The sequence below is a fragment of the Actinoallomurus liliacearum genome, from assembly GCF_039542035.1.
Lineage (GTDB): Bacteria > Actinomycetota > Actinomycetes > Streptosporangiales > Streptosporangiaceae > Actinoallomurus > Actinoallomurus liliacearum.
This window is the reverse complement of record NZ_BAABHJ010000040.1, coordinates 719,912-746,408: the sequence shown is the minus strand read 5'-3', so window position 1 is coordinate 746,408 and position 26,497 is coordinate 719,912. Positions and strand designations below refer to the sequence as shown.

Annotated in this window: 26 protein-coding genes; 16 read left to right on the top strand and 10 right to left on the bottom strand. The window is 69.5% G+C overall.

The genetic code is table 11. The features are described from left to right. The first annotated feature begins 5 nt into the window (after positions 1-5). Positions 6-1,115 (top strand): S8 family peptidase, encoded by a 1,110-nt coding sequence (locus ABD978_RS42285; protein WP_345367112.1) that lies wholly within the window; start codon positions 6-8, stop codon positions 1,113-1,115. Between the two features lie 129 nt (positions 1,116-1,244). On the opposite strand, the gene ABD978_RS42280 is transcribed toward ABD978_RS42285, so the two are convergent. Continuing rightward, positions 1,245-1,979: a dienelactone hydrolase family protein gene (locus ABD978_RS42280; RefSeq protein WP_345367111.1), complete on the bottom strand. Its 735-nt coding sequence runs from the start codon at positions 1,977-1,979 to the stop codon at positions 1,245-1,247. Between the two features lie 357 nt (positions 1,980-2,336). Further along, the gene (locus tag ABD978_RS42275; RefSeq protein ID WP_345367110.1) at positions 2,337-3,068 is read right to left on the bottom strand and encodes a S1 family peptidase; all 732 of its coding nucleotides are present in this window, start codon (positions 3,066-3,068) and stop codon (positions 2,337-2,339) included. Positions 3,069-3,208: 140 nt separating this feature from the next. Here ABD978_RS42275 and ABD978_RS42270 point away from each other — a divergent pair, with 140 nt between their 5' ends. Then, entirely contained in the window at positions 3,209-3,499 is a 291-nt protein-coding gene (locus ABD978_RS42270; RefSeq protein ID WP_345367109.1) for a hypothetical protein, read from the top strand. Here ABD978_RS42270 and ABD978_RS42265 read toward each other — a convergent pair. Together ABD978_RS42265 and ABD978_RS42260 are read right to left on the bottom strand one after the other, a co-directional pair. Then, entirely contained in the window at positions 3,445-4,065 is a 621-nt protein-coding gene (locus ABD978_RS42265) for a pentapeptide repeat-containing protein (RefSeq protein ID WP_345367108.1), read from the bottom strand. The two genes, ABD978_RS42270 and ABD978_RS42265, sit on opposite strands and share 55 nt — an antisense overlap. Before the next feature lie 183 nt (positions 4,066-4,248). Beyond that, positions 4,249-5,676: an MFS transporter gene (locus ABD978_RS42260; protein ID WP_345367107.1), complete on the bottom strand. Its 1,428-nt coding sequence runs from the start codon at positions 5,674-5,676 to the stop codon at positions 4,249-4,251. Between the two features lie 81 nt (positions 5,677-5,757). Here ABD978_RS42260 and ABD978_RS42255 point away from each other — a divergent pair, with 81 nt between their 5' ends. Then, complete coding sequence (locus tag ABD978_RS42255; protein ID WP_345367106.1) at positions 5,758-6,429, top strand: TetR family transcriptional regulator; 672 nt, start codon at positions 5,758-5,760, stop codon at positions 6,427-6,429. 65 nt (positions 6,430-6,494) lie between these two features. Here the strand turns inward: ABD978_RS42255 and purL are convergent, their stop codons facing one another. Further along, complete coding sequence (gene purL, locus ABD978_RS42250; protein WP_345367105.1) at positions 6,495-8,858, bottom strand: phosphoribosylformylglycinamidine synthase subunit PurL; 2,364 nt, start codon at positions 8,856-8,858, stop codon at positions 6,495-6,497. Continuing rightward, positions 8,855-9,532, bottom strand: a complete 678-nt coding sequence (gene purQ / locus ABD978_RS42245) for a phosphoribosylformylglycinamidine synthase subunit PurQ (protein ID WP_345367104.1) — start codon at positions 9,530-9,532, stop codon at positions 8,855-8,857. Before purQ ends, purL begins: the two co-directional genes overlap by 4 nt. A gap of 117 nt (positions 9,533-9,649) precedes the next feature. Here purQ and ABD978_RS42240 point away from each other — a divergent pair, with 117 nt between their 5' ends. Beyond that, positions 9,650-10,882 carry an RNA-guided endonuclease InsQ/TnpB family protein gene (locus tag ABD978_RS42240; protein WP_345367103.1) on the top strand — a complete coding sequence of 411 codons (1,233 nt, stop codon included), beginning with the start codon at positions 9,650-9,652 and terminating at the stop codon, positions 10,880-10,882. Positions 10,883-10,913: 31 nt separating this feature from the next. Here ABD978_RS42240 and ABD978_RS42235 read toward each other — a convergent pair whose 3' ends face one another. Both ABD978_RS42235 and purS read right to left on the bottom strand, forming a co-directional pair. Beyond that, positions 10,914-11,366 (bottom strand): ATP-binding protein, encoded by a 453-nt coding sequence (locus ABD978_RS42235; RefSeq protein ID WP_345367102.1) that lies wholly within the window; start codon positions 11,364-11,366, stop codon positions 10,914-10,916. A gap of 134 nt (positions 11,367-11,500) precedes the next feature. Beyond that, positions 11,501-11,743 (bottom strand): phosphoribosylformylglycinamidine synthase subunit PurS, encoded by a 243-nt coding sequence (gene purS / locus ABD978_RS42230; RefSeq protein ID WP_345367101.1) that lies wholly within the window; start codon positions 11,741-11,743, stop codon positions 11,501-11,503. A gap of 120 nt (positions 11,744-11,863) precedes the next feature. Between purS and ABD978_RS42225 the strand changes: the two genes are divergently transcribed. The 9 genes from ABD978_RS42225 (at position 11,864) to ABD978_RS42185 (ending at position 21,157) form a co-directional block, all read left to right on the top strand. Then, positions 11,864-13,996: an AsmA family protein gene (locus ABD978_RS42225; protein ID WP_345367100.1), complete on the top strand. Its 2,133-nt coding sequence runs from the start codon at positions 11,864-11,866 to the stop codon at positions 13,994-13,996. A 37-nt stretch (positions 13,997-14,033) separates the two neighbouring features. Continuing rightward, positions 14,034-14,318, top strand: coding sequence for a hypothetical protein (locus tag ABD978_RS42220; protein WP_345367099.1), 285 nt, complete (start codon positions 14,034-14,036; stop codon positions 14,316-14,318). After that, positions 14,300-14,713: a DNA-binding protein gene (locus tag ABD978_RS42215; protein ID WP_345367098.1), complete on the top strand. Its 414-nt coding sequence runs from the start codon at positions 14,300-14,302 to the stop codon at positions 14,711-14,713. Before ABD978_RS42220 ends, ABD978_RS42215 begins: the two co-directional genes overlap by 19 nt. A gap of 67 nt (positions 14,714-14,780) precedes the next feature. Continuing rightward, the gene (locus ABD978_RS42210) at positions 14,781-16,391 is read left to right on the top strand and encodes a hypothetical protein (RefSeq protein WP_345367097.1); all 1,611 of its coding nucleotides are present in this window, start codon (positions 14,781-14,783) and stop codon (positions 16,389-16,391) included. Positions 16,392-16,609: 218 nt separating this feature from the next. Beyond that, positions 16,610-17,731, top strand: coding sequence for a pyruvate dehydrogenase (acetyl-transferring) E1 component subunit alpha (pdhA, locus tag ABD978_RS42205; RefSeq protein WP_345367096.1), 1,122 nt, complete (start codon positions 16,610-16,612; stop codon positions 17,729-17,731). Between the two features lie 48 nt (positions 17,732-17,779). Beyond that, a complete protein-coding gene (locus ABD978_RS42200) occupies positions 17,780-18,757 on the top strand; it encodes an alpha-ketoacid dehydrogenase subunit beta (RefSeq protein ID WP_345367095.1) in 978 nt (325 codons plus the stop codon). Positions 18,758-18,759: 2 nt separating this feature from the next. Continuing rightward, entirely contained in the window at positions 18,760-20,169 is a 1,410-nt protein-coding gene (locus ABD978_RS42195; protein ID WP_345367094.1) for a dihydrolipoamide acetyltransferase family protein, read from the top strand. A gap of 149 nt (positions 20,170-20,318) precedes the next feature. Further along, on the top strand, positions 20,319-20,735 hold the full coding sequence (locus tag ABD978_RS42190; RefSeq protein ID WP_345367093.1) for a type II toxin-antitoxin system HicB family antitoxin: 417 nt from the start codon (positions 20,319-20,321) through the stop codon (positions 20,733-20,735). Further along, positions 20,732-21,157: a cytotoxic translational repressor of toxin-antitoxin stability system gene (locus tag ABD978_RS42185; protein ID WP_345367092.1), complete on the top strand. Its 426-nt coding sequence runs from the start codon at positions 20,732-20,734 to the stop codon at positions 21,155-21,157. Before ABD978_RS42190 ends, ABD978_RS42185 begins: the two co-directional genes overlap by 4 nt. A 126-nt stretch (positions 21,158-21,283) precedes the next feature. Here ABD978_RS42185 and ABD978_RS42180 read toward each other — a convergent pair whose 3' ends face one another. Next, positions 21,284-22,114 (bottom strand): endo alpha-1,4 polygalactosaminidase, encoded by an 831-nt coding sequence (locus tag ABD978_RS42180; RefSeq protein ID WP_345367091.1) that lies wholly within the window; start codon positions 22,112-22,114, stop codon positions 21,284-21,286. Positions 22,115-22,351: 237 nt separating this feature from the next. Between ABD978_RS42180 and ABD978_RS42175 the strand changes: the two genes are divergently transcribed. The 3 genes from ABD978_RS42175 to ABD978_RS42165 are packed head-to-tail and all read left to right on the top strand — an operon-like array spanning position 22,352 to position 25,396. Next, positions 22,352-23,728, top strand: coding sequence for an extracellular solute-binding protein (locus tag ABD978_RS42175; protein WP_345367090.1), 1,377 nt, complete (start codon positions 22,352-22,354; stop codon positions 23,726-23,728). Then, on the top strand, positions 23,700-24,575 hold the full coding sequence (locus tag ABD978_RS42170; RefSeq protein WP_345367089.1) for a carbohydrate ABC transporter permease: 876 nt from the start codon (positions 23,700-23,702) through the stop codon (positions 24,573-24,575). The genes ABD978_RS42175 and ABD978_RS42170 overlap by 29 nt, the downstream gene beginning before the upstream one ends. Further along, positions 24,572-25,396 (top strand): carbohydrate ABC transporter permease, encoded by an 825-nt coding sequence (locus ABD978_RS42165; protein WP_345367088.1) that lies wholly within the window; start codon positions 24,572-24,574, stop codon positions 25,394-25,396. Before ABD978_RS42170 ends, ABD978_RS42165 begins: the two co-directional genes overlap by 4 nt. Here ABD978_RS42165 and ABD978_RS42160 read toward each other — a convergent pair. Next, the gene (locus ABD978_RS42160) at positions 25,360-26,418 is read right to left on the bottom strand and encodes an RNA-guided endonuclease InsQ/TnpB family protein (protein WP_345367086.1); all 1,059 of its coding nucleotides are present in this window, start codon (positions 26,416-26,418) and stop codon (positions 25,360-25,362) included. The two genes, ABD978_RS42165 and ABD978_RS42160, sit on opposite strands and share 37 nt — an antisense overlap. Positions 26,419-26,497: the final 79 nt, after the last annotated feature.

The following is a 26,497-nucleotide window of genomic DNA, read 5'->3' as shown; positions in this document are numbered from 1 at the left end:
GACTCGTGATCGCAACCTCCGCCGTCGCGGTCGCGGCCGCCGCGGTTCCGGCGTACGCCGCCATCACCAAGCCCAGCGCCCAGGTCGCGGTGGCCTCCGCCGCCGTCTCCTCCCAGGCCGTTCCGGGGCAGTACATCGTCACGATGAAGCGCACCGGAGCCCGCCTGTCCCGGGTCTCCGGCCTCCGCCACGTGCACGACTTCACCAACGGCTTCGCGGCCAAGCTGTCGCCCGAGCAGCTCAAGAAGGTGCAGAGCGACCCCAACGTCGCCGCCATCGAGCAGGACCAGATCTACCGGACCACCACCACCCAGACGCCCGTGAACTGGGGACCGGACCGGATCGACCAGCGCAAGCTCCCGCTGTCGCACTCGTACAAGTACACGCACACCGGCGCCGACGTCGACGCGTACGTCATCGACACGGGCATCGACACGACCCTGAGCCAGTTCCAGGGCCGCGCGGACACGGTGTACGGCAAGGCGGACTGCAACGGCCACGGCACCCACGTCGCGGGCATCATCGGTTCCAAGACGTACGGCGTCGCCAAGGGCGTCAAGCTGCACGGCGTCCAGGTGCTGGACTGCGACGGTGAGGGCTCCACCTCCGACGTGATCGCCGGCATCAACTGGGTGATCGCCCACCACGCCGCCAAGTCGGTGGCCAACCTGTCCCTCGGTGGCAGCAAGTCGACCGCGCTGAACAACGCGGTCACCAAGCTGTCGAAGTCCGGGGTCTTCGTCGCGGTCGCCGCCGGCAACGACAACGGCGACTCCTGCAAGACGTCCCCGTCCAGCGCGGCGAGCGTCGAGGCCGTCGCGGCCAGCACGTCGAGCGACAAGCGCGCCTCGTTCAGCAACTACGGCAAGTGCGTCGACATCTACGCGCCCGGCTACGGCATCAAGTCGACCGTCCCCGGCGGCACCGCGTTCGAGAGCGGCACCTCCATGGCGTCGCCGTTCGTGGCCGGCGTCGCGGCGCTGTACAAGTCGACCTACGGACAGAAGACGTTCGGCACCGTCCAGTCGTGGATCCACTCGAACGCCACCAACAACGTCATCAAGAACAACAAGGCGAACACCCACAACCGCCTGCTCTACAAGAGCACCCTCTGACGTGATCCAGCGAGGAGGCCGCCGTCCCCACGGGACGGCGGCCTCTTCGCGTCGCCGCACCCCGGATCGCCGGTGCCTACCGCCTGCGGAGAGGCGGTAGGCACCGGTGATCAGACCCGAGTCGGAGCCTCAACTCTTGGCCAGGGCGCGGTCGAGGAGAGGGAGCAGGCGGTCCCAGTGGTGCTGCAGTGCGGAGGGGTCGAAGGCATCGGTGTCGGACATCGTGAAGCCGTGGACGGTGCCGGGGTATATCTCGGAGGTGTAGTCGACACCCGCGGCATCCAGGGCCTGGTTGAGCTCGCCGAGGGCCTCGGGCGTGATGTCGGATTCGGCGTGGCCGAAGTGGACCTGGGCGGTGAGCCTGGAGAGGCTGTCGGGCCCCACGGCACCCACGGGGGCGTGGAATCCGGCGACGGCGGCCACCTGGCCGGGGTGGACCGCGGCGGTGCGCACCGCCAGGAGGCCGCCTATGCAGTAGCCGGTCACCGCGACCGGTCCGGCGCCGACCTCGGGCTGGGTGGTGAGGAATCTGAGGTAGGCGTCGGCGTCGCTCAGGACGCGTTCGGTGGTGTGTGCCTCGATCAAGGGCATCACCTGGGCGAAGACCGCGGACCTGGTCTCTTCTCCGATGTACTCGGGAAGCTCGACCACTGGTGCCGGGCCGTGCCGGTAGAAGAAGTTGGGGACGAGCACGTAGTACCCGTGCCCGGCCAGTTCGCGGGCCATCTCCCGCAGTACGGGCCGGAGGCCGAAGCCGTCCGCGTACATCAGCACCCCTGGGTGCCGCTCGCCATGGTCGGGGAAGGCGGCGAAGGCGTCGGCCTGACCGTCCGGGGTGGGGATCTGCAGAGTCTTGATGGGCATGGCTTCTCCTGTCGTGGTCGGTGTGTCGAGCCTGTGATCAACACGACGGAGGCGGAGCCCGCGCGGCAGCAGAAGATCCTCGATTGAACAGCGGGCCCGCACCGGCCCGTTCGGCGCTCAGAGAAGCACCGGGTCACCGATCCGTGTGTGGCGCAATGCCGTCCCGGTAATCATCGCCGCACACCATAGCCCACCGGAATGCGACGAGGGTGCCCGGCTGGTCGACGATGGCGGTGGCGAGTCGAGGATCGCGGCGAGCGCGCCGTACAGCGCCGCGCGCAGCTCCGGCGGCAGGACGCTTTCTCGCGCTGAGGCCGATCCCCGCGCGGGGATCGGCCTCGGAGGTCGCGCTCTGCCCTATCGCTCGGTGACCTTGTGGATCCAGGCGAGTTGCTGGGCGATCTCCCCGGCCCCGGCCATCTTCTCTCGGTCGGAGCCGTAGAAGACGCCGAGCAGGGTCTCCTTGCCGTGTGCGCCGATGCTCATCACCGGGCCTCCAGAGTCGCCGCCGGCAGGAATCCCGGACACCTTCTCCATGCAGAAGTCCGTGCCGCCCGGTACGGCGTAGCCCTCACAGCGGCGGGCGTCCGACCGTACGACCCGCAGCGTCGACTGCTTGAGCACGGGCGACTGGCAGGTGTTCTCATCCTCGGTGCAGGTGGCGCCCCACCCGTACTGCCGCACGATCTCACCGGGGTGGACATGGGCCGTGGCCAGGCGCACCGGGTGGATCTTCATCGGCGAGACCTTGATGAGCATCATGTCGGCGCGCGCGTTCCCCGCCCGCTTGCCCACCGGGCGGACGGTGGTGCCCTTACGCATGTCGAGGTCGCCGACCCGGAACGAGATCCGCTTGTCGGCGACCGCCTGCCCCTGCTCGAAGAAGCAGTGCGAGGCGCTGATGACCCACTGCTTCGTGACCGCCGTCCCGGTGCACACCGGGTGGCCGTCGACGAGCATGCGCACCGCCCACGGGCCGTAAGTGCTCTTCGACCCGCCGATGACGGCCGAGGCCGGCCCGGCCACCATCACCGAACCCGTCACCAGCAACAACGCGGACACCAACAGCACACGAACGCGACGCACCACCGGAACAGATCCTCTCCTCGGGGCAGGGCCTTACCGATGGTGTAGATACGCGGTCAGATCAAAAAGTTTCCGATTACGCGTAGTTCGCCCTCCACCGGTTCACGCTTGCGCCTCGGTGATCGTTCAGTGATGGTCGAGGAATGACGCCGACCCATGATCACGACTCGCAGGACGTGCTCGACGAACAGGTCGCCTACTACCGGGCCCGCGCCCCGGAGTACGAGAGCGGCGTTCTGCCCTTCCTCGGCCCTGAGCTCTCCGCGGCGCTGGACGCGTTCCGCCCGGCCGGCAGCGTGCTCGAACTCGCCTGCGGCCCCGGAATCTGGACCGCGAGGTCGGCTGAGGTCGGAACCGGCTGCCTGCCCCGAAGGCGAGGTCAGCTCTCCTTGACCTCGAGGCCGAGCGCCTGGGCGAGCACGATCGCCTGGTAGGGGTCGATCACCGCGCGGGCCAGGGCGGTGGTGTGCGGGTCCAGTGACGACAGGTCGCTGCCGCGTAGATCGCATTCCGACAGGTCCGCCTTGTGCAGCGACGCGCCGGAGAAGTCGACCTCGCGGAACGACGCCTTCTGCAGCCGCGCGCCCGTGAGGTCGGCCTCCCGCATGCGTACCCGGCGGAACGAGGACCCGCGCAGGTCGGCTCCCGGCAGACCGGTGAAGGACCAGTCGCCGCCCTCCGCCTTCAACAGGCCATAGGTGCAGCCGTCGAACATGCCGCCGACCAGCTTGCATCCGGTGAAGGTGGTGTCGAAGAACGAGCACCGGACGAACGCGCAGTTCACGAAGGCCGAGTCCGTGTACGAGGAGGCGTTGAACCGCACGCCCCGGAACAGGCACTCGGTGAACACCGTCCCTCGCCCCGACGTCTCGGTCAGGTCCACGTCGACGAACTCGACACGGGTGTGCTCCTGTCCGGACAGGTCCCGGCCGTCCCAGTCCTCGGACCTGATGGTGCTCTCGGTGGGCGGTGCGGGCCGCCCGTGCTTGCGGTCGGCCATCGTGCTCCGTTCCTCGGCTGCCCGTGCGCGCGACGTTACCTGAGCTCACCGACAGAACGTCCCTACCCGCGCAGCCGCCGGCGCCGACCGCAACGCTGAAGATCCCTGGCGTTCACCGCCCTCTTGAAGCAGTGAACACCAGGGAATACCGGCGCCTTTGGCCCCCTCGTCATCGGGGCCTCGTCAGGCGACCGGTTCCAGAACCGGTTCCGTCTCCGCGGGGGTCACCCGCCGGGCGCGCAGGGCGTACAGGCTGAGCGGGACGCCGATGAAGACGATCGCGGCGCCGACCAGGAGGGCGAGCTGGTAGCCCGCCAGGAACGCGTGGGTCGGGGTGGAGCCGCCGCGCAGGACCGCGGACTGGCGGGAGGTCAGGATCGCGCCGATGATCGTGACGCCGAGCAGGCCGGACACCTCGCGGGCGGCGTTGAGGACGCCGGAGGCGGCGCCGGCCCGGGCGGGCGGCAGCACGCCGATCACCGCGTCGGTGAGCGGCATCATCGTGAAGCCGGAGCCGACCCCGAAGAGCACGAAGGCGGGCATGAGGTCCATGAAGTGGGCGCCCTCGCCCACGAACGACACCAGGACAAGCCCCGCGACGTTGAGGAAGAGACCTCCGGCCACGGTGCGGTGCGTGCCCAGGCGGCGCGCGACGGGCCCGGCGAACGGCGTGATGACGATCATCGTCAGCGCCATGGGGACGATGGACGCGCCCGCCTCGGTCGGGGAGAAGCCCAGGATGTTCTGCAGGAACATGGCCGTGAACAGGTAGACGCCCATGACGCCGAAGCCCCACAGGACCATCGCGCCGACACCGCCGCTGAACACGCGGTTCCGGAACATCGACAGGTCCACCATCGGGTCGTCGGTGCGGGTCTCGATCACGACGAACGCCGCCATGGCGACCGCGGCGAGGGCGAAGGCCCCCAGGATCAGCGCGGACGTCCAGCCCCGGTCCGATCCCTCGATCAGCGCGTACGTGACGGAGAACAGGGCCACCGCGGAGGTCAGCAGGCCCGGGAGGTCCAGGCGGCGGCGTGCGGCCTCGGCGGTCTCGCGCATCGACACCGCGATGATGGCGATCGTCACCACGCCCACCGGCACGTTGATGAGGAAGATCCAGCCCCAGTGCCAGCGGTCGCTGATGAAGCCGCCGGTGAGCGGGCCGAGCGCCAGGGCGAGCGCGCCCACGGCGCTCCACACGCCGACCGCCCTGCTCCGCTCCCGTGGGTCGGGGAACGTCGAGGAGATGATCGCGATGGTCGACGGCGCCGACAGCGCCGCCCCGATGCCCTGCAGGACACGGGCCGTGATCAGCATCGTCTCGTCGTTCGCGATCCCGGCCAGCAACGACGCGCCGGTGAAGACCGTCAGCCCGGCCAGGAACAGCCGGCGGCGGCCGTACACGTCGCCGAGCCTGCCGCCGACGAGCATCAGGCCGGAGAAGACCAGGATGTAGCTGCTGACGATCCACTCCAGTCCGGACAGCGTCAGGTGCAGGTCGCGCTGGATCGACGGCAGCGCCACGTTGACGACGTTGTTGTCCAGGTAGGTCATGAAGGTCGCCAGCGCCACCCCGGTCAGGGTCCACCAGCGTCGACGAGATTCCATCGGTCCCCGCTCCTATACAGCGTTCTTATACGTCGTACATGTACGACGTATAGGGAAACTTGTACGGCGTATAGTTGTCAAGTGGCCACGACAGAGGAGCGGGCCCGGCTCAGCCGGGAGACGGTGGTGGACGGCGCGCTCGCGCTCGTCGACGAGGAGGGCCTGGACCGGCTGACGGTCCGGCGGCTCGCCCAGCGGCTCGGCGTCACGCCGATGGCGCTGTACTGGCATTTCAAGAACAAGGAGGAGCTGCAGGGCGCGCTGGTCAACCGATTGTGGTCACTGGTCGACACGGACGTCGATCCGGCCACGCCGTGGCACGCCAGGCTGCACGTGCTGATGACGTCGGTCGTGGCCGTGCTCCGCACGCACCCGAGCGCGGCCCAGCTCATGATGACCGCGAACCTCGAGGCGGCCCCGTACTGCTACGACTCGATGGAGACGGCCCTCGTGCTCCTCGCCGAGGGCGGGTTCACCCCCGACCAGGCGGCCGCCATCAGCAAGTACGGCCTGCGCACGGCGACGATGCTGGCCGTCCGTGATCCGAAGATGCAGCCGCAGATGACCGCCGAGGAGGTGGCGGAGGCCCGCCGGCGCAAACGCGTCATGTTCGAGACGCTGTCCTCCGACCGGTACCGGCACGTCGTCGAGGCCGCCCCGGCGCTCGCCGCCATCGACCAGTCCGACGCCGAGGTCGCCCTCGGCATCGAGCTGTTCGTCGCCGGCGTGCGGGCCCTGGCCCCGAACGGCTGACGACGCGACGCCGCCACGGGGCCCTCGCCGCGCCGGGTGGGGAACCACCCGGCGCGGCGGAACTCTCAGCCGAACAGGGCGGGCAGGGCGCCCTGGTGCACCTCGCGCAGCTCGCTCAGCGGGATGGAGAACACGCCCTCGACCTCGAACGCGTCGCCGCCGACCGTGCCCAGGCGGCGGACCGGGACCCCGGCCGCCTCGGCCAGCGCGGTCACCCGCTCCTCGTGCTCCGGGTAGACGGCCACGACGGCACGGGCCACCGACTCGCTGAACAGCTCGGTGAACGGGTCGTCCGGCAGGTTGATCACGCAGCCGAGCCCGCCGCGCAGGCACGACTCGACCAGCGACTGGGACAGGCCGCCGTCGGAAAGGTCGTGCGCGGCGTTCAGCACGCCTTCGTGCGCCCCGGCCACGAGCACCGACGCCAGCGCCGCCTCGGCGGCCAGGTCGACGCGCGGCGGCAGGCCGCCGAGGTGCTGGAACACGACGTGCGCCCACTCCGAGCCGCCGAACTCCGGCCGGGTCTCGCCGAGCAGCAGCAGCGTGGTGCCCTCGACGTTGAACGACATCGGCACCCGCCGGTTGACGTCGTCGTGGACGCCGAGGACGCCGATCACCGGAGTCGGGTTGATCGGCGTACTGCCCGTCTGGTTGTAGAAGCTCACGTTGCCGCCGGTCACCGGGACGCCCAGTGCCTGGCAGCCGTCCGCGAGCCCCTCGACGGCACGCGCGAACTGCCACATGACCTCCGGGTCCTCCGGGGAGCCGAAGTTCAGGCAGTTCGTCACCGCGAGCGGCCGCGCGCCCGTCGTGGCGACGTTGCGGTACGCCTCGGACAGCGCGAGCTGCGCGCCGGCGTACGGGTCGAGCCGGGCGTACCGACCGTTGCCGTCGGTGGCCAGCGCGATGCCCTGCGGCCCGTCGCCGATGCGGATCACACCGGCGTCCTCCGGCGTGGCCAGCACCGTGTTGCCGAGCACGAACCGGTCGTACTGCGAGGTCACGAACGTCTTGTCGGCCAGGTTGGGCGAGCCCACCAGCCACAGGACCGTGTTGCGCAGGTCGTCCGCGGTCGCGGGGCGCGGCAGGCGGCCGGGGCCGTCGGCCTGTAGCTGCCCCAGGTCCGCCGGCGGCTCGTACGGCCGCTCGTACACCGGCCCCTCGTCGGCGGCGGTACCCGGCGGGATGTCGACGATCGTCGCGCCGTGCCAGGTCATGCGCAGCCGCCCGGTGTCGGTGACCTCACCGATCACCGTGGCCAGGACGTCCCACTTGGCGCAGACCTCGAGGAAGCGCTCGACCTTGGCCGGCTCGACCACGGCCATCATGCGCTCCTGAGACTCGCTCATCAGGATCTCTTCGGGCCGCAGCGTCGGGTCACGCAGCGGGACCTTGTTCAGGTCGACGTCCATGCCGCCGGTGCCGGCCGCGGACAGCTCGGTCGTGGCGCACGAGACGCCGGCCGCGCCGAGGTCCTGGATGCCGACGACGAGGTCCTCGGCGAAGATCTCCATGCAGCACTCGGTGAGGAGCTTCTCCATGAAGGGGTCGCCGACCTGCACCGACGGGCGCTTCTGCTGCGACTCCTCATCGAAGGTGGCGCTGGCCAGCACGGACGCGCCGCCGATGCCGTCCGGCCCGGTGCGCGCGCCGAACAGGATGACCTTGTTGCCCGGCCCCGGCGCGATCGCCCGCTTGATGTCCTCGGGCTTGAGCACGCCGACGCAAAGGGCGTTGACCAGCGGGTTCGCGGAATAGCAGGCGTCGAAGACGACCTCGCCGCCGATGTTGGGCAGGCCGAGACAGTTGCCGTAGCCACCGACGCCGCGTACGACGCCGTCGAGCACCCGGCGCGTGTCCGGCGCGTCCGGCGGGCCGAACCGCAGGGAGTCCATCACGGCGACCGGCCGGGCGCCCATGGACAGGATGTCGCGGACGATGCCGCCGACGCCGGTGGCCGCACCCTGGTACGGCTCGACGTACGACGGGTGGTTGTGCGACTCGATCTTGAAGGTGACGGCCCAGCCGTTGCCGACGTCGACGACCCCGGCGTTCTCCCCCATGCCGACGAGCAGCGCGTCGGTCTTCGGGGCCTTGTCGGCGAACTGCCGCAGGTGGACGCGGGAGCTCTTGTACGAGCAGTGCTCGCTCCACATGACGGAGTAGATCGCCAGCTCGGCGGAGGTCGGCCGCCGGCCCAGGATCTCCCGCACGCGGGCGTACTCGTCGTCCTTCATGCCGAGCTCGGCGTACGGCAGCGGGAGCTCGGGCGTCCCCGCCGCGCGGTCGACGGTGTCCACCTCCACCGGCCGCACGGCCGTCGGCTCGGTGGCCGCCTCGGCGGAGCCCGCCACGGCCGGCTCCACGCGCTCTTCGGACCGCTCGTCGCCCTGCTCGTTCACCGGGATGTTCGGCACCTGCTCACTCATGAGTGGATCAACTTCTTGACGACCGAGGTGAAGAAGCCGAGGCCCTCGGTGGACGTACCGGTCAGGGCCTCGACCGCGTGCTCCGGGTGCGGCATGAGGCCGACGACGTTGCCGGCCTCGTTGCAGATGCCGGCGATGTCGTTCAGCGAACCGTTGGGGTTGACGTCGAGGTAGCGGGCCACGACCCGGCCGCTGGACTCCAGCTCGTCGATGGTCTCCTGGTCGGCGACGTAGCAGCCGTCCATGTTCTTGACCGGGATGACGACCTCCTGGCCCTCCTCGTAGTCGGTGGTCCAGGCGGTGTCGGTGTTCTCGATGCGCAGCCGCTGGGCGCGGCACACGAAGTGGAGGCCGACGTTCTGGGTCAGCGCGCCCGGCAGCAGGTGCGACTCGCACAGCACCTGGAAGCCGTTGCAGATGCCCAGCACGGGAAGGCCGTCGCGCGCGGCGGCGACCAGCTTTTCCATGAGGGGCGCGAACCGCGCGATGGCCCCGGCGCGAAGGTAGTCGCCGTAGGAGAATCCGCCGGGCAGGATGACGGCGTCCACGCCGAGCAGATCGCCCTCGGCATGCCACAGGGACACCGGCTCGGCGTCCGCGAGGCGGACTGCTCGTGCGGCGTCCCGGTCGTCCAGCGACCCAGGGAAGGTGATCACGCCCACACGGGCTGACATGGGCACACTCCGATACAGGAACGGACTCAGCGTGCCCCAGCTTATCCGGGGTTCAACGGGCTTCTGGCGCGGCATTCCCACCCGATGTAACAGACAGAGGCGATAGGGTCACAACCTGTGAAGCTGGTGGTGCAGGTGAAGCTGCTGCCGACGCCCGAGCAGGCGGCGGCGCTCGCAGCAACCCTGGCTCTATGCAACACCGCGGCGAACGAGGTATCAGCGGTCGCGTTCGCCCACGGCGTGTTCGCCCGGCAGAAGCTGCAAAAACTCGTCTATACCGATCTGAAGGCGCGGGGGCTGTCGGCGCAGCCCGCGTTACATGTGATCCGCAAGGTCGCCGACGCCTACACCGCGCTGCACGCTCAAATCGAGGCAGGCCTGCTGGGCGGTGAGCACTCACGCCAGCGCCGGAAGGCCACGTCCAAGCCCATCACCGTGCGGGCCGACGCCGCCCAGCCGTTCGATGACCGATGCCTGTCCTGGCAGATGGACGCCCGGACCATCTCGATCTGGACCGCCCGGGGCCGGGTCCGGGACATCGCCTTCACTGGCGAGCCCGGGCAACTCAAGTTCCTGGCGGACCACCGCAAAGGCGAGACCGATCTGGTGCACCGCGACGGGATGTTCTTCCTGATCGCCACCTGTGAGATCGAACAGGTTCTACGGGTCGAGCCCGCTGATTGGATCGGGGTGGACCGGGGGATCGTGAACCTGGCCACCACCTCCGACGGCGACAACCACCAAGGCAAAGGCCTTGCCCGGTACCGCAGGCGCCAAGCCCGGCTGCGTGCCCAGTTGCAGGCCAAGAAAGCCGCAGGCAGCCGATCGGCCGCCCGCCGGCTGGCCCGCCGCGCACAGCGGGAGGCACGGCACGCCGCGAACGAGAACCACAAGATCAGTAAGAGCATCGTGACCGATGCCCGACGCACCGGACGCGGTATCGCGCTTGAGGAACTGAGCGGGATACGCGATCGGGTACGGCTCAGGCGGCACCAGCGGGCCACACACTCCTCTTGGCCGTTCCACCAGCTCGGCACCTTCATCCAGTACAAGGCCCAGCGGGCCGGGGTGCCGTTCTTGGAAGTGGACCCGGCCTACACCTCCCAGCGGTGTCCCGTGCCATGGTGCGGGCACACCGAGCGGGCCGACCGGCCCGACCGGAACACCTTTTGTTGTCGCCGGTGCGGGTTCGCTGGCCCCGCCGACGTCATCGCCGCCATGAACATCCGGAAACGGGCGTGCGTGGTGTGGGCATTCGTCAGCATGCCCGTCCCCACCCCCAAAGGGGGGCAGGGGAGATGCGACCCCGGCACGACACCCAGCCGCGACAGGGAGCGCAACAAGGCGTGAACGCCCAGGCAACAACCACGGCCGTTCACGGCTAAGAAGCTGACCCTGCGGTTTTCAAAAGTTGAGGCTCGAGGAACCGCATCGGCGACTCCTCCTGCCAGCTCAGCCGCTTCTGGAGGTAGACGACGGTGCCCGTGTCCGGGCGGCTGTCGAACGTGACGTCGTCGACGAGTGCCCGCATGATCTTGATCCCGCGTCCGGACTCCGAATCGAGACCCGCGTTCTTCTCCGCGTCGCTTCGGAAGCCGTGCCCCGTGTCGGCGACCTTCAGGACGCAGTGATCCCCGGCGATACTGGCGATCACTTCATAGTGACTCGCCGAATCAACGTGCTGCACGACATTCGTGCAGGCTTCGGATGCGGCCACGAGAAGGTCGGCAATACAGGCTTCCGAAACCCCCAACCCGCGCAGCGTATCGCCCAGGACCCGGCGGATCACCGGGATGCTGAGAGTCTCACGCGGCAAGTCGAGTGAGAACTTCATATCCACCGGTCACCTCGTGTCATCCTTTGACCCCTGACCTGGGGGTCGACCCCGTCTCCGTGATTCTTTCAACGAAGCTAAGGCTTCCCCGGTGGAAACTGGCGTAATCGCGTGACCGAGCTAACTTTAGGCGACTATTCGGCGCGGAGTTCGAACGTCTCGATGACCGGGTTGGCCAGCAACGTCTCGGCCATCTTCCGAACACGTTCCGTGGCCGCTTCGTCGGCCGGTCCTTCCAGTTCGATCTCGAACCGCTTCCCTTGCCGAACCTCGGTGACGCCTTCGAAACCGAGCCGCGGCAGTGCGCGGGCGACCGCCTGGCCCTGGGAATCGAGAATTTCCGGCTTGAGCATGACCTCGACGATGAAACGCGCCATGGTGACCCCCTCTGATCTGCAGCTACGGCATCGAAGCGTACGGCACGTCCGGCCGCCCGATGACGCGAAGCCTCTCCGATGGGATCGTAGAAGCCGATCAAGCCCCCCGGAGGATTCGTCATGCGCGCCGAGGAACTGACCGAGTCGGAGTCGGCCCTGTGGGAGGCGTTCTCCGCCGCGCGGACCGTCGACCTCGGCGGCCAGGGCGAGGTGCGCGCCGAGGTGATCGCGGCGCTGCTCTCGGGCGCGCGGCCGCCCGAGCCGGGGCGGGTGCCCGCGGTCCGGCTCACCGGCGCGAAGATCACCGGGCGGCTCGATCTGTCCTTCGCCGACGTGCCGTACGCCGTCCTGCTGCGCGACTGCGAGTTCGCGGAGAGGCCGAGTCTGTACGGCGCCCGCCTCCGGCAGGTCAACCTGTCCGGCTCCCGGCTGCCGGGCCTGCAGGCCGCCGACGCCCGGATCGACGGCCTGCTCTGGCTGGAGGGCTGCCGGTTCGACGGGCCGGTCGTTCTCGTCGGGACGCAGGTCGACGGCGCACTGTCCCTGAGCTCGGCGCGGATCGACGCTGAACGCGCGCTGCAGGCGGCCGACCTGACCGTCGCCCGCGACCTGATCGCCGTCGGCCTGACCGTCTCGGGATCGGCTCGCCTGCGGGGCGCGCGGGTGCAGGGCGCGATCGTCCTCGACCGCGCCCGGCTCTCCTGCCCGGGCGGTGTCGCGCTGGAACTGGACCGGGCCCGGGTCGAGGGCGCGGTCGCGCTCGGCGACGGGCTGCGCGCCGAGGGGATGGTCAGCCTGCGGTCTGCGGTGATCGGCGGCACGCTCGAGTTGCGCGGCGCGGAACTGGTCAATCCTTCCGGCATGGCGCTGCGCGGGCACCTCCTCACCGTCGGAAGCAGCCTGCGGGCCTCGAACGTCCGGGCGACCGGGCAGGTCTACCTCAACGCGGCGCACATCACCGGGTCGATCGTTCTCGACGGGACCCACCTGTCGAATCCAGGCGGACCCGCGCTGCGCGCCTCTCGGGCGGAGATCACCGGCGGCGTCTTCGCCAGGTACGGATTCGTCGCCGACGGCGCGATCCACCTGGTCGACACGCGTGTCGGGGCCGGCCTCGACCTGTCCAGCGCCCGGATCACCGCACCGGGGACCGTGGCGCTCAAGGCCAATGGGATCTCCGTCGGCGGCGCCGTGAACTGCTGCGACGGCTTCACCGCCGTCGGCGAGGTGTCGCTCGAGGCCGCCACGGTGCAGGACTCACTCGTCCTGGACGGGGCCCGGCTGTCGAACCCGGGCGGTCCCGCGCTGTCCGCGAACCGGATCGAGGTGGGCGGGACGATCTCGGGCAAGGGCGGCCTGACGGCCGAAGGCGGGATCTGGCTTCTGGACGCCCACGTCGGCGCGAGCGTCGAGTTGAACGGGGCGGCGCTGTCGAATCCGGGCGGGCGCGCCCTGACCGCCTCAGGGATCGACGTGGGCCGGGTGGTCGACTGCTGCGACGGGTTCACCGCCGATGGCCGGGTCTCCTTCTCCAGCGCCCGGGTCGGCGGCGAGGTCTGCTTCGCGGACGCGAAGATCGACGCGTCCGCCACCCTCCACGGGGCTCGCGCCACCGCCGTGCGGCTGACCGAGGGCACGCGCATCACCGGCCCTCTCGACCTGCAGCACGCGACGATCACCGTGGTCCGCGACCACCCGGCGGGCTGGCCGACGCAGACACTGCTCGCGGGGTTCTCCTACGACTCCTTCGACACGCCGCTGTCCGCGGCCGACCGGGTGGCCTGGCTCGACGGCGCGGCCGGGTACCAGCCGCAGCCGTACGAACAGCTGGCGGCCGTGTTCCGGCGGCTCGGGCAGGACGCCGACGCCCGTACGGTCCAGCTCGCCCGGCAGCGCCGCCGCCGGCGGACCCTGCCGCGCTGGCTGGCCCTCTGGGGCATGGTCCAGGACTGGACGGTCGGCTACGGCTACCGGCCGCAGCGCGCCGTGCTCTGGCTGGCCGGGCTGCTGCTCGTCGGCGCCGCGGCGTTCGGCGCCCACCACCCGCCACCGCTCAAGGCCGGCGAGGCCCCTCCGTTCAACCCGGTCCTCTACACGCTCGACCTGCTCCTGCCGATCGTCGGCTTCGGCCAGGAGTCGGCGTACGCGCCGCGCGGCTGGCAGCAGTGGCTCGCCGCCGCACTCGTCGCGTCGGGCTGGATCCTCGCCACCACGATCGCCACAGGCGTCACCCGGGTCCTCTCCCGTCAGTAGCCGGACTGAATTCCTACTTCTTTGATAATCTGACTCCATGAGCGAGCAGGCGTACAGCGTCGGCGAAGGCCCAGCGACCAGGGTGAGTCTCTCCCTACCCGAGGGAACGGCCGAAGCGATCCGCCAACGGGTCGGCAAGCGCGAGTTCTCGGCCTTCATCACGGAAGCGGTCGAGCGCGAGCTGCGCGGCCAGATCCTGGATGAGTACCTGGCCGACTACGAACGCCGCAAGGGACCGGTCTCAGCACGAGAACAGGAGACGGCGCGCCAGGTCTTCGACGAGGTGTTCGCCGAGGAGGGCAATTGGCCCGCCGCAAGCTGAGCCACGAGGGCACCCTCGTGCTCGACTGTGAGGGACTGTCGAAGCTCGTCGATGATCACGAGCGTGTCGTCGCGTTGGTCACGGAATCCCGCAAAAGAGGCATGGAGGTGGTGATCAGCGCGCTGACCATCATCGAAGCCGCGCATCGCCGGACCGACAAGGCGCGACTGGCCTGGCTCCTCTCAGGTGTGCGGATCGTTCACGTCGGCGAAGAGGAGGCCAAGGCCGCCTCGACGATGCTGATCAACGCCGGGTTGCACGGCCACAAGTACGCGATCGACGCCCTCGTGGCCGAGATGGCCGTACGGCAGCGGCGTCCAGTCGTCCTTCTCACCTCGGACATCGACGACATGACGAAGCTCTGCGGTGATCGGGTGCGTCTCGTGTCCGTGTAAGCGATCACACCGGTCGGGTCGCCGACGCGCTATACATGAAGGTTCTGTCGTCACCCCGGAGCCGTGGATGTTGATCGATGACCTGACCAAGCCCGAGCGGGTGCTCTGGGACGCGTTCCCGCGCGGTGAGACGGTGGACCTGTCCGGCGGCGACGAGGACTTCGACGCCACGAACGCCTGGGGCCCCGAGCGCACCATCCGCGCCGAGGTGATCTCCGCGCTGCTGCTGGGCGCGCGGGAGAACGAGCCCGGCCAGGTCGCCGCCGTACGTCTGACCGGCGCGCGGATCACCGGCACGCTCAACCTCGGGCACGCCCACGTCACCGTCCCGCTCGCGCTCACCGGCTGCCAGCTCACCGACGCGCCGCACCTGTACTGGGCGCAACTGCGCAGCGTCCACCTCATGCGCTGCCGGCTGCCCGGCCTGGTCGCCTCGGGCGTGCGCATCGACGGGCACCTGTGGCTGGAGGGCAGCCACATCTACGGCGGCGTGTGGCTCGACAGCGCCCACATCACCGGCATCCTGAACCTGACCGGCGCCTACCTGTCCCACCCGGGCGGCGACCCGCCGCTGCTGGCCGACCGCCTCATCGTCGACAACAACGTCTACTGCGACCAGGGCTTCACCGCCGAGGGCGAGGTGCGGCTGCCGGGCGCGCACATCGGCGGCCTGCTCAACCTGCGCGGCGCGCGGCTGCGCAACCCGAAGGGCCAGGCGCTGTACGCCAGCCGGCTCGCGGTCGCGGCCAACATGTTCTGCGACGGCGGGTTCAGCGCCGAGGGGGAGATCCGGCTGCGCGGCGCGCGCATCGGCGGGTACCTCTCGATGGTCGGCGCGACCGTGTCGAATCCGGGCCGTATCGCGCTGAACTGCGCCGACATGAGCATCGAGACGGACATCTACTGCTCGGACGGCTTCCGTTCCGAGGGCGTGGTCAGCCTGGCGGGCGCGCACATCGGCGGCCTGTTCAGTCTGCGCGGCGGCCGGCTCTCCAACCCGGCCGGAGTCGCCCTGAACCTCCAGCGGGCCCAGGCCGAAGAGGTGCTGCTGCGGGCCGCCGAGCCGATCAAGGGCGTCGTCGACCTGAGCTACGCGCGGATCAAGCTGCTGCGCGACGACCCGCTGTCGTGGGCGCCGAGGTACCAGCTCGACGGCCTGACGTACGAGATGATCGACCCGCCGCTGACCGCCAAGGAGCGGCTCAAGTGGGTGGCCCGCGACACGGACGGCTACATCCCGCAGCCGTACGAGAAGCTCGCGGAGACCTACCGGGTCCTCGGCCACGACGGCGAGCGGCGCTCCGTCCTGCTGGCCAAGCAGCGGGCGCGCCGGAACACCCAGCCGGTGCCGCGCCGGATCTGGGGGTACGTCCAGGACTGGACCGTCGGCTACGGCTACCGGCCCTTCCTGGCGGCCGCGTGGCTGGTGGCGCTGCTGGCGTTCGGCACCGTGGTCTTCCAGCACCGGCCGCTGATCCAGGAGCCGGGGCACAACACGCAGTTCAACCCGTTCCTGTACACCCTGGACCTGCTGCTACCGGTGGGCTCGCTGGGCCAGGAGGGGGAGTTCGCGCCGCACGGCATCTACCTGTGGATATCCGACGCGCTCGTCGCCGCGGGCTTCATCCTCGGCCTGACCGTCGCCGCCGGAGCGACCCGCGTACTGTCCCGAGAGTGATCCACTCCTACCGAATCAGCGCGTGATTCGCGTTGGTGGCAGGGCACAACCTTCCGGGTACGTTTCCGTAGGAGCAAAGGCTTGCGCCCGGGTACGTGGCCTCTGTCACGATGACGACTACGTCTCCCGTACTCGCCGGGATCCGCGGGAAGGGCGACGCGCAACCAGGCCGACCGCGGCGATCCCGCGAACGGCCCTGAACGCACGAGGAGTGGCACGTGATCGTCGACGCCGCGCGCGGTGCGCCCCTGGGCACCGACGCACAGTCTCCCCCATCGGAACTCGTCCAGCTGCTCACCCCTGAGGGCGAGCGCGTCGAGCACCCCGACTACGACGTGAACCTGACCCCCGAGGAGATCAAGGGTCTGTATCGCGACCTGGTGATCGTCCGCCGGATCGACACCGAGGCCGTCGCGCTGACCCGCCAGGGCGAGCTGGGCATCTGGGCCTCGCTGCTCGGCCAGGAGGCCGCGCAGATCGGCTCGGCGCACGCCCTGCGGCCGGACGACATGGCGTTCCCCAGCTACCGGGAGCACGGTGTGGCCTGGTGCCGGGGCGTCGACCCGCTCGACCTCCTGGGTCTCTTCCGCGGCGTGAACCACGCCGGGTGGGACCCGAAGGAGCACAACTTCCACCTCTACACGATCGTCATCGGCAGCCACACCCTGCACGCCACCGGCTACGCCATGGGCATCCAGCGCGACAGCGCCGAGAACGCCGCCATCGTCTACTTCGGCGACGGCGCGACCAGCCAGGGCGACGTCAACGAGGCGTTCGTCTGGTCGGCCGCGCAGAACGCCCCGATCGTCTTCTTCTGCCAGAACAACCAGTGGGCCATCTCCGAGCCGCTGGAGAAGCAGTCCCGCATTCCGCTGTACCGCCGCGCCGAGGGCTTCGGCTTCCCCGGCATCCGCGTCGACGGAAACGACGTCTTCGCCGTGCACGCCGTCACCCAGAAGGCCCTCGAGAACGCCCGCAGCGGCCAGGGCCCGACGCTCATCGAGGCGTTCACCTACCGGATGGGCGCGCACACCACCACGGACGACCCGACGCGCTACCGGCTCCAGGCCGAACTCGAGTCCTGGAAGCTCAAGGACCCGATCGAGCGCCTCAAGGCCTACCTCGTGAAGAACCAGCTGGCCGACCGCGCGTTTTTCGACGCGATCGACGCCGAGGCCAAAGAGGTCGGCTCGGACCTGCGGAAACGGTGTCTAGAATTGCCCGACCCGGAGCCGACGGCGATCTGGGAGAACGTCTATGCGACCGAGCACTCGCTGCTCGCGGAAGAACGCGGCCAGTTCACCTCGTACCTGGCGACGTTCGAGGATGTGTCCCGATGAGGGGGCGGCCGACTCGGGCCGGGGGTACGCGCGGAGGGGAGTGCGACGGTGAGCGCTGAGACGCTGACTCTTTCCAGAGCTATGAACGAGGGCCTTCGCAAGGCCATGGAGAACGACCCGAAGGTCCTCATCATGGGTGAGGACGTCGGCAAGCTCGGCGGTGTCTTCCGGGTGACCGACGGTCTGCAGAAGGACTTCGGCGAGGCGCGCGTCATCGACACGCCGCTGGCCGAGTCCGGCATCGTCGGCACGGCCATCGGCCTCGCGCTGCGCGGCTACCGGCCGGTGTGCGAGATCCAGTTCGACGGGTTCGTGTTCCCGGCGTTCAACCAGATCACCACGCAGCTCGCCAAGATGCGGATGCGGTCGCTCGGCACGCTCGAACTGCCGGTCGTCATCCGCATCCCGTGCGGCGGCGGCATCGGCGCGGTCGAGCACCACAGTGAGTCGCCGGAGGCGTACTTCACCCACACCGGCGGCCTGCGCGTCGTCGCGTGCTCGAACCCGTCCGACGCGTACACGATGATCCAGCAGGCCATCGAGTGCCCCGACCCGGTGATCTTCTTCGAGCCGAAGCGCCGCTACTGGGACAAGGCCCCCGTCGACCGCGACCTGTCCAAGGCCGCGCCGTTCGACAAGGCCGTCGTCGCGCGCCCGGGCGAGGACGTGACCGTGCTCGCGTACGGGCCGATGGTCAAGACCTCCCTCGAGGCCGCGCAGGCCGACGAGCAGCACTCGATCGAGGTCATCGACGTCCGCTCGCTCAACCCGCTCGACGAGGCGACGATCCTGGAGTCCGTACGCCGCACGGGCCGGTGCGTCGTCGTGCACGAGGCGCCGGTCTTCAACGGGTACGGCGGCGAGCTCGCCGCCCGGATCACCGAGAAGTGCTTCTACCACCTGGAGGCACCGGTGCTGCGGGTCGGCGGCTTCTCCACGCCGTACCCGCCGTCCCGTCTCGAGGACCACTACCTGCCCGACCTCGACCGCGTCCTCGACGCCGTCGACCGGACCTTCGCGTGGTGAGCATGGGCGAGCTGAAACAGTTCAAGCTGCCGGACGTCGGTGAGGGCCTGACCGAGGCCGACATCGTCAAGTGGCACGTACGGCCCGGCGACGCCGTCGAGGTCAACCAGACGATCGTGGAGATCGAGACGGCCAAGGCCGTCGTCGAGCTGCCCTGCCCGTACGAGGGCACAGTCGCCGAGCTCCTCGTCGAGGAGGGCACGACCGTCGACGTCGGCGTCCCGATCATCTCGGTCGCGGTCGGCGGCGACGTCCCGGCCACCGGGACGACGGCGGAGGAGACCGCGCCCGCCCCCGCCGCCGAGGGCGCGCGGGAGCCGGGCATGGAGGGCAGCCCCGCCCCGGCGGTCGACCCGGCCGCCCCGGAGCAGAAGCGCGTCCCGGTGCTGGTCGGCTACGGCGTGAAGGCCGGCTCTACCAAACGCCGCCCCCGCAAGGCCGCGGCCTCCAGCGCCTCGGCCCCGGCCGCGTCCGCCGTACGGGCCGAGCCCGCCGCACCGGCGCAGCCCGTCCCCGTCCCCGTCCCCGCCTCCCGGCCCGCCGGGTCGCGGGTCGCGGTCCTGGCCAAGCCCCCGGTCCGCAAGCTGGCCAAGGACCTGGGCGTCGACCTGAGCGGCGTCACCGGCAGCGGCCCGCAGGGGTCGATCACCCGGGACGACGTCCGCCAGGCCGCCGAGGCCCCCGCGGCCCCGGTCCGTACAGCGGGCGAGCGGCGGGAGGAGCGCATCCCGATCCGCGGCGTGCGCAAGCACACGGCGGCGGCCATGGTGCAGTCGGCGTTCACCGCGCCGCACGTCACCGAGTGGCTGCAGGTCGACGTGACCGAGACGATGAACGCGGTGAAGCGGCTGCGCGAGCTGCCCGACTTCGAGGGCGTCAAGGTCTCGCCGCTGCTGCTGGTCGCCAAGGCGCTGCTGCTGGCGGTCCGGCGCAACCCGCTGGTCAACTCGGCGTGGGACGAGGACGGGCAGGAGATCGTGGTCAAGCGCTACGTGAACCTGGGCATCGCCGCCGCGACCGAGCGCGGGCTGATCGTGCCGAAGGTCCGGGATGCCCACGACCTGTCGCTGCCGGACCTGGCCCGGGCACTCGCCGACCTCGCCGCCACGGCGCGCGCCGGCAAGTCCACCCCGGCCGACCTGTCCGACGGCACGATCACGATCACGAACGTCGGCGTCTTCGGCATCGACGCGGGCACCCCGATCCTGCCCCCCGGCGAGTCTGCCATCCTCGCCGTCGGCCAGATCCGGGACATGCCCTGGGTGCACGAGGGCGAGATCAAGGTCCGCAAGGTGACGACGCTGGCGCTGTCGTTCGACCACCGCATCGTCGACGGCGAGCTCGGCTCCGCCGTCCTTCGCGAGGTCGGCGCCATGCTCGAGGACCCCATGCGCATGCTCGCCTGGTCCTGACGGAGAAGGGCTCCGGGTCGCCCCGGCCCGGAGCCCTTTTCTCTGCGTGACCACAGGCGGAGATCACTCACTGGCAGCGAGTACGTTAAGTACTCGACGTACTTGCCGTAGTCACAAAAACGGTATGATCGGTGACAGGGAGTGGCATCATGTCGTCTGTGCACTTCAACAGCTACACGGAGGCTCGCGCGCATCTGAAGGATCTCCTCGATGCGGCAGAGCTGGGATGCACGGCGACCGTACGCCGGGAGTCCTCGATGGCAGCGGTCGTCGACGCCGCCCGGCTGCGGCACTTCCTTGCCGTCGTGAGTCCGGTCCGGGCGCAGGTCGTGGCCGAGGACGGCGGCTGGTCGGTCTTTCTCCCCGGGTTGCCCATCTCCGCCGACGGCGCCACGTTCGACGAGGCGATCGACGAGATGGTGGATGCCCTTCGTGAGTACGCCGCCGACTGGCAAGAGCGACTGCGCGAGGCCCCTAACCATCGTCAGCAGTGGGGGCTGGTCCAGCTGATCAATCTTAGCGACGACGACCAGCTACGTGCCTGGCTCACCGGGGACGGCACATGACCTGGCCACAGCCCACCCGGAAGGATCACGAGTGCTTCTGCGTGACCGAAGGGTGGCGCCGGGTGCGCGACGCGCGCGGACGCGTCGGAACACATCATGCGACCTACGAGCTGGACCTGCCCGACGGGTCGATCCTACGGACCAGGATCTCCCATCCGGTTGATCGCAGCGGCTATGGCAAGAGTCTTTGGGCGCACGTCCTCCGCGACCAGCTCGATGTCTCAGAGCAGGAATTCTGGGCCTGTGTTCGCGATGGTCGGAAACCTGCGCGAGGAGCTTCCCCACCGGACAAGAACCCGCTCCCCGCCGAAATGGTGCATCTCCTGATCGCCCGGGTCGGCCTTTCGGAGAAGGAGGTCGCCGAGATGACTCGGGAGGAAGCCATCATCCGGCTGCAGCAGTACTGGCTGGACGGCATCTAGAAGACCGGCGGCCCGGCGCCATGGAATGGAGAAGCCGCCGAGACGTGAGTCTCGGCGGCTGGTGAATCCGCAACCTCCTGAGCCGTGCTGTCGGCGATACGGACGTATCGCCGACAGGGCGTTCGGTCAGGGGCAGGTCTGGCGTTTGGCGGTGAGGTCGAGGGTCTTGCGGATGGAGCTGAGCTTCAGGCGCTTGGACTCGGCGCAGAACTTGCTCAGCGGCAGGTCGTACTCCGCGTGGAAGACGGGCTTGCCGGCCGTGATGAACGGCTTGAGGGCGGAGCACTCGTCGTACTCGGCGCACTGCTCGTTCACCGCGAAGTCGAAGTCCTTGACCAGGGTCGGGATCTGGCCGAGGTCGTTCTTCAGGCCGACGGCGAGGCCCTTCTGGTGGGCGACGCTCGCCAGCATGCGGTTGAACGCCAACTGCTGCTTCGCGGTCACCGGGAAGCCGGACTTGTTCTGGTACGCGTCGGCCAGGTCCGGTTCGACGCCGTCGAAGCCCTTGGCCTTGCACTGGTCCAGGCGCGCCGCCCAGATCGGCTGAATCACGTCGATCTTCCGGATGTCGACCCAGCGCTCCTGCGGCCAGCCGTCGACCTTGTTGCCGAGGATGGACTTGGGGAACTTGGCGTAGTCGGGCCGGCCCTGCTCCGCCGCGCCGATGTCGATGTAGCAGATGACCTTACGGCCCTTGGCGTGCAGCGCGGTCACCGTCGACTTGGGCGTGTCGAACATGTCGACGTCGTAGACGCTTGCGTTGACCGACGTGTCGATCTTGCCGCTGAGCTGCCACTGCCAGCTCACGCCGGTCTTCGGCTTCCACCAGGAGGCCGAGGCCGCCTGCGCCTTCGCCGACGCCGTCTCGTGGGCGGCCACGTCGCGGGCGCCGCCCGAACTGCCGCAGCCCGCGACGGCGGCGAGGGACAGCGCGAGGATCGCGTATTTCAGTGCCATAGGTGAGCAAGCTAGCCGGACGCCGCCGACACGTCAGCATTTCGGGACAAGTGATGATCTTGAACCCGCACCCCTTCCGCACAGTCGGTATCCGAGTCATGCCACTCGGTAAAAAGTGCTACTTAGACCGGTTGAGCCCGAATTGTGACCTGGGTTACAGGTGTGGAGCCGCCGCGATTGTGGAAATCCTTCGACGTCTCAGTAAAGAGCGTGAAAAGCCTGCCTGGGAGGCGCGGCATGAAGATCACGCGAACGGCGGCCGCCGTCATGGCGACGGGCCTCATCGTGGCCGGGTGCTCGGGCGGGGCGAGCGGGGGCGGCGGGACCACGATCCGGATCAGCGCCAACGGCGTCAAGGGCGGCAAGAACGCCGCCGGCGCCGAGTGGGTCACCGACTACGTCATCCCGAAGTTCACCGCGTACGAGAAGAGCAAGGGGAAGAAGGTCACCGTCCGCTACCTGGGGACGGGTGTGGACGACGCCCCGTACAAGGAGAAGACGGCGCTCGACCTGAAGTCGGGCGGCGGCGCGGACCTGCTGCAGATCGACGGCATCTGGGTCGGTGAGTTCGCCCAGGCGGGATACATCAAACCGCTCGACCAGACCGTCGGCGCCACCGCGAACCAGTGGGACGGCTTCGCGCAGATCCCCGGGCCGGTGCAGAACATCATGGCCTTCGACGGCAGGCGGTACGGCCTGCCGAGCGGCACCGACGGCCGCGTGATCTTCTACAACAGGAAGCTGTTCCAGCAGGCCGGGCTCCCCGCCGACTGGCAGCCGAAGAGCTGGGACGACGTCCTCGCCGCGGGCCGGCGGCTCAAGGGCGTCAAGGGCGTCACACCGATCCAGCTCAACGCCGGCACCGCGATGTCGGAGGCCACGTCCATGCAGGGCGTGCTGCCGCTGCTCGCCGGCACCGGCCACCAGATCTACGAGAACGACAGGTGGCTGGGGAACACCCCGCAGATCCGCGACGTCCTCGACGTCTACAAGAAGGTGTACTCCAGCGGCCTCGGCGACCCGCGGCTGCAGCAGAACCCGCAGGGCCGGGACGAGTCGTTCCAGCGGTTCGCCCAGGGCAAGGTCGGCATGCTGCTGGAGAGCGACTACTTCTGGCGTGAGGTCGTCGGCCCGGACGCCGAGGTGGCGCCGATGAAGGACCGGGACCAGACGGTCGGGTACGCGCTGATCCCCGCCGTGCGGCCCGGCGGCGGCGTGCGCGGCCAGGACTTCGTCAGCCTGTCCGGCGGCAGCGGCTGGGTGATCAATCCGCACACGAAGAACGCCGCGCTGGTCTGGGACCTGCTGACGTTCATGCAGTCGCACGACGCGGTCAAGGAGGAGGTCCGCCGCACGGCCGTCGGCATCAGCCCGCGCACCGACGTGAACGCCGAGACGCTCGCGAGCGATCCGCTGCTGAACTTCATCTCGACCAAGGTGCTGCCGATCACCGTCGTACGCCCCGGCCTCGCCGCGTACCCGCAGGTCTCCACGGCCCTGCAGAAGGCGACCGGCGACGTGGTGGCGGGCGGGAGCGTCGACGCGGCGGCGAAGGCGTACGAACAGAACCTCGAGCAGGCCGTCGGTGGCAGTGGCAGCGTCAGCACCGGCTGAGCGGCGGGCCGGGCTCGCGTTCGTCCTCCCGGCCCTGCTGCTCATCACGGTGTTCCTCATCCTGCCGGCGCTGTGGACGCTCTACCTGGGGCTGACCGACTACCGGCTCACCGGGACGGCGGCCGCGCACCCGCGGATCGTCGGCACGGACAACTACACGCGGGCGCTCGGCGACAAGGACTTCCGCGACGCCCTCGGCCGTACGCTGCTGTTCGTCTTCGGCTCGGCCGTCGTCGGGCAGAACGTCCTCGGCTTCCTCCTGGCGTGGTCGTTGCGGTCGGCGCGGGCGTGGGTCAGGGCGACGGTCGAGACGGTCGTGCTGCTCGCCTGGATCCTGCCGGGCGTGGTGGTGGCCTGGCTGTGGATCGCGTTCCTGAAGGACCAGGGCGGCACGCTCAACACGATCCTGCGCACGCCGGGCCACGACTGGTGGTTCGAGCATCCGATGGGCGCGCTCATCGTGTTCAACACGTGGCGGGGCACGGCGTTCTCGATGATGCTGTTCTCGGCCGCGCTGTCGAACGTCCCGCCGAGCCAACTGGAGTCCGCCCGGCTGGCGGGCGCCCGGGGATGGCAGCAGTTGCGCGACGTCGTCCTGCCGAACGTCCGCGGCCACGTCCTGACCAACACGCTGCTGATCAGCCTGTGGACGTTCAACGACTTCACGCCGTACCTCATCACCAAGGGCGAGCCGCACGGCGCGTCCGCGGTGCTGCCGGTGTACATCTACCTCACCGCGCTGCCGGGTGAGCGGCTCGGCTTCGCCAGCGCGATCTCGCTGATCATGCTGCTGATCAACCTCGTGCTCGCGCTGGCGTACGTGCGGATCCTCCGGAGGCGCGCATGACGGCCGTACGGACGGTGCTGCGGCGGATCGGGTTCTACGTGCTCGTCGCCCTGGTCACGGCGTTCTTCGCGCTGCCGATGCTGTGGCTGGTCACCGCGCCGTTCACGCGGCATCCGACGTTCGCGGTGCGGTGGCCGGACTTCACGCTCGCCAACTTCCGGGCGCTCGGCGACGACCCGAACGCGCTGCCCTCGCTGTACAACTCGGCCGTGCTGTCGCTGTGGACGATGCTGCTCACCGTCGGCGCCGCCGCGCTCGCCGCGTACGCCCTGAGCAAGGCGCGCGTGCCCGGCCGGGACGCGATCCTCTACCTGCTCCTGCTGCTGTCCTCGGTGATCACCGGGACCGCCGCGATGGTGCCGGTCTTCCAGCTGATGTTCCGGCTGCACCTGCTCGATCAGGACCTCGGCGTGATCCTCGTGCTGACCGGCGGGCTGCTGCCGGCCGCCATCTTCATCCTCAAGGACTTCATGGACACGATGCCCCGATCGCATGAGGAGTCGGCGCGGGTCTTCGGCGCGAACTCGCTGCAGGTCTTCGGCCACGTCGTGCTGCCGAACGTACGGCCCGGCCTGGCCACCATCGCCGTCTGGGCGGTGGTGAACGTCTGGGGCAACTTCCTCATGCCGTTCCTGCTGTACCGCAGCCCGGAGAAGCAGCCCGCCGCCGTCACCCTCAACACCTTCTACACCGAGGGCGGCCAGCCGGATCTCGCGCTGATCTCGACGTTCGCGCTGCTCTACTCCATTCCCGTGGTCGTCATGTTCCTGTTCGTCAGCCGCCGCTACGGCTTCCGGTTCCACGGAGGGATCAAAGGTTGACGTCCTCCAGCTGCGCGATGCCCGCAGGCATGACAGGTCTGAGATGTGTACGCGGGATTGACCTTCTCCACCCGGTCCGGCGCCTTGTCCTCCAGGCGGGTCACCAACAGGCCCCAACCGGCCGCATGAATCGAACGGTTGAGGCCGGTCTTGGCCCGTACGTTCGTGCCCGGCACGGTGAGCGTGCCGCGCGCGGACCGCACCATGTTTTTGATTCTCAGATGTTCGACCCTGATCAGGTCGAAATCGCTCGCGAGACGGGTGGATGTCTTTTCCGCCCAGTCCTTGCGCCGGTCGGTCTCACGCGCCTTCAACCGGCCGATCGCCACCTTGACCCGCGCCCGGTGGTTCGACCCTGGCTTGGCGCGCGCCAACCTGCGCTGCAGGCGCCCCAGGCGCTTGGCCTCGGTGCTGCGCAGGCCGGGCGCAAACAATTTTTCGCCGGTGGACAGGGCGGCCGAGACGGCCACGCCCCGGTCCACCCCGACGACCTGTCCGGTACCGGGTCCGTCGACGGGTGGCGGAATCACCGCGAACGCCACGTGCCAGCGGCCCGCCCGATCCCGCTTCACCCGGAACGACTTGGCCTCGTCCGGGACCTGGCGGGACCAGCGGAACCGCACCCAGCCGACTTTCGGGATCCACACCTGTCCGACCTTGTGAGACAGCCGGCGCACGTCCCAGTGGTTACCACGCTGGCCGACGATCCGGAAACCCTCGTGCACGCCCGCCTTTCGCCAGGTCGGCCGCCGATGCGTACCGGCGAAAAAGTTCGCCATGGCCTGGGCGAAGTCCCGCAAAGCCTGCTGCTGTACCGTCTGCGACCCCGTCGCCAACCACATGAACTGTCGTCTCGCCTGGGTCAACTGACGGCACTGCTCCGCATAACCCGGCGCGGACGCCCGGCCCGGCCGCCAGTGCTGATGCTGCTCGACCGCCAGATTCCACATATATCGGGCGTGCGAACAATGCTCCAGCAACCCCTGCTCTTGAGCAGGCGTGGGCGCAAGCCGGAACCGCATGCCCGCACCCTAACCACCACCACCGACAATGCGAGGAGGGAGCGGCGTCTCGTCCCCGGCCTGAAGGCCGGGGACGAGA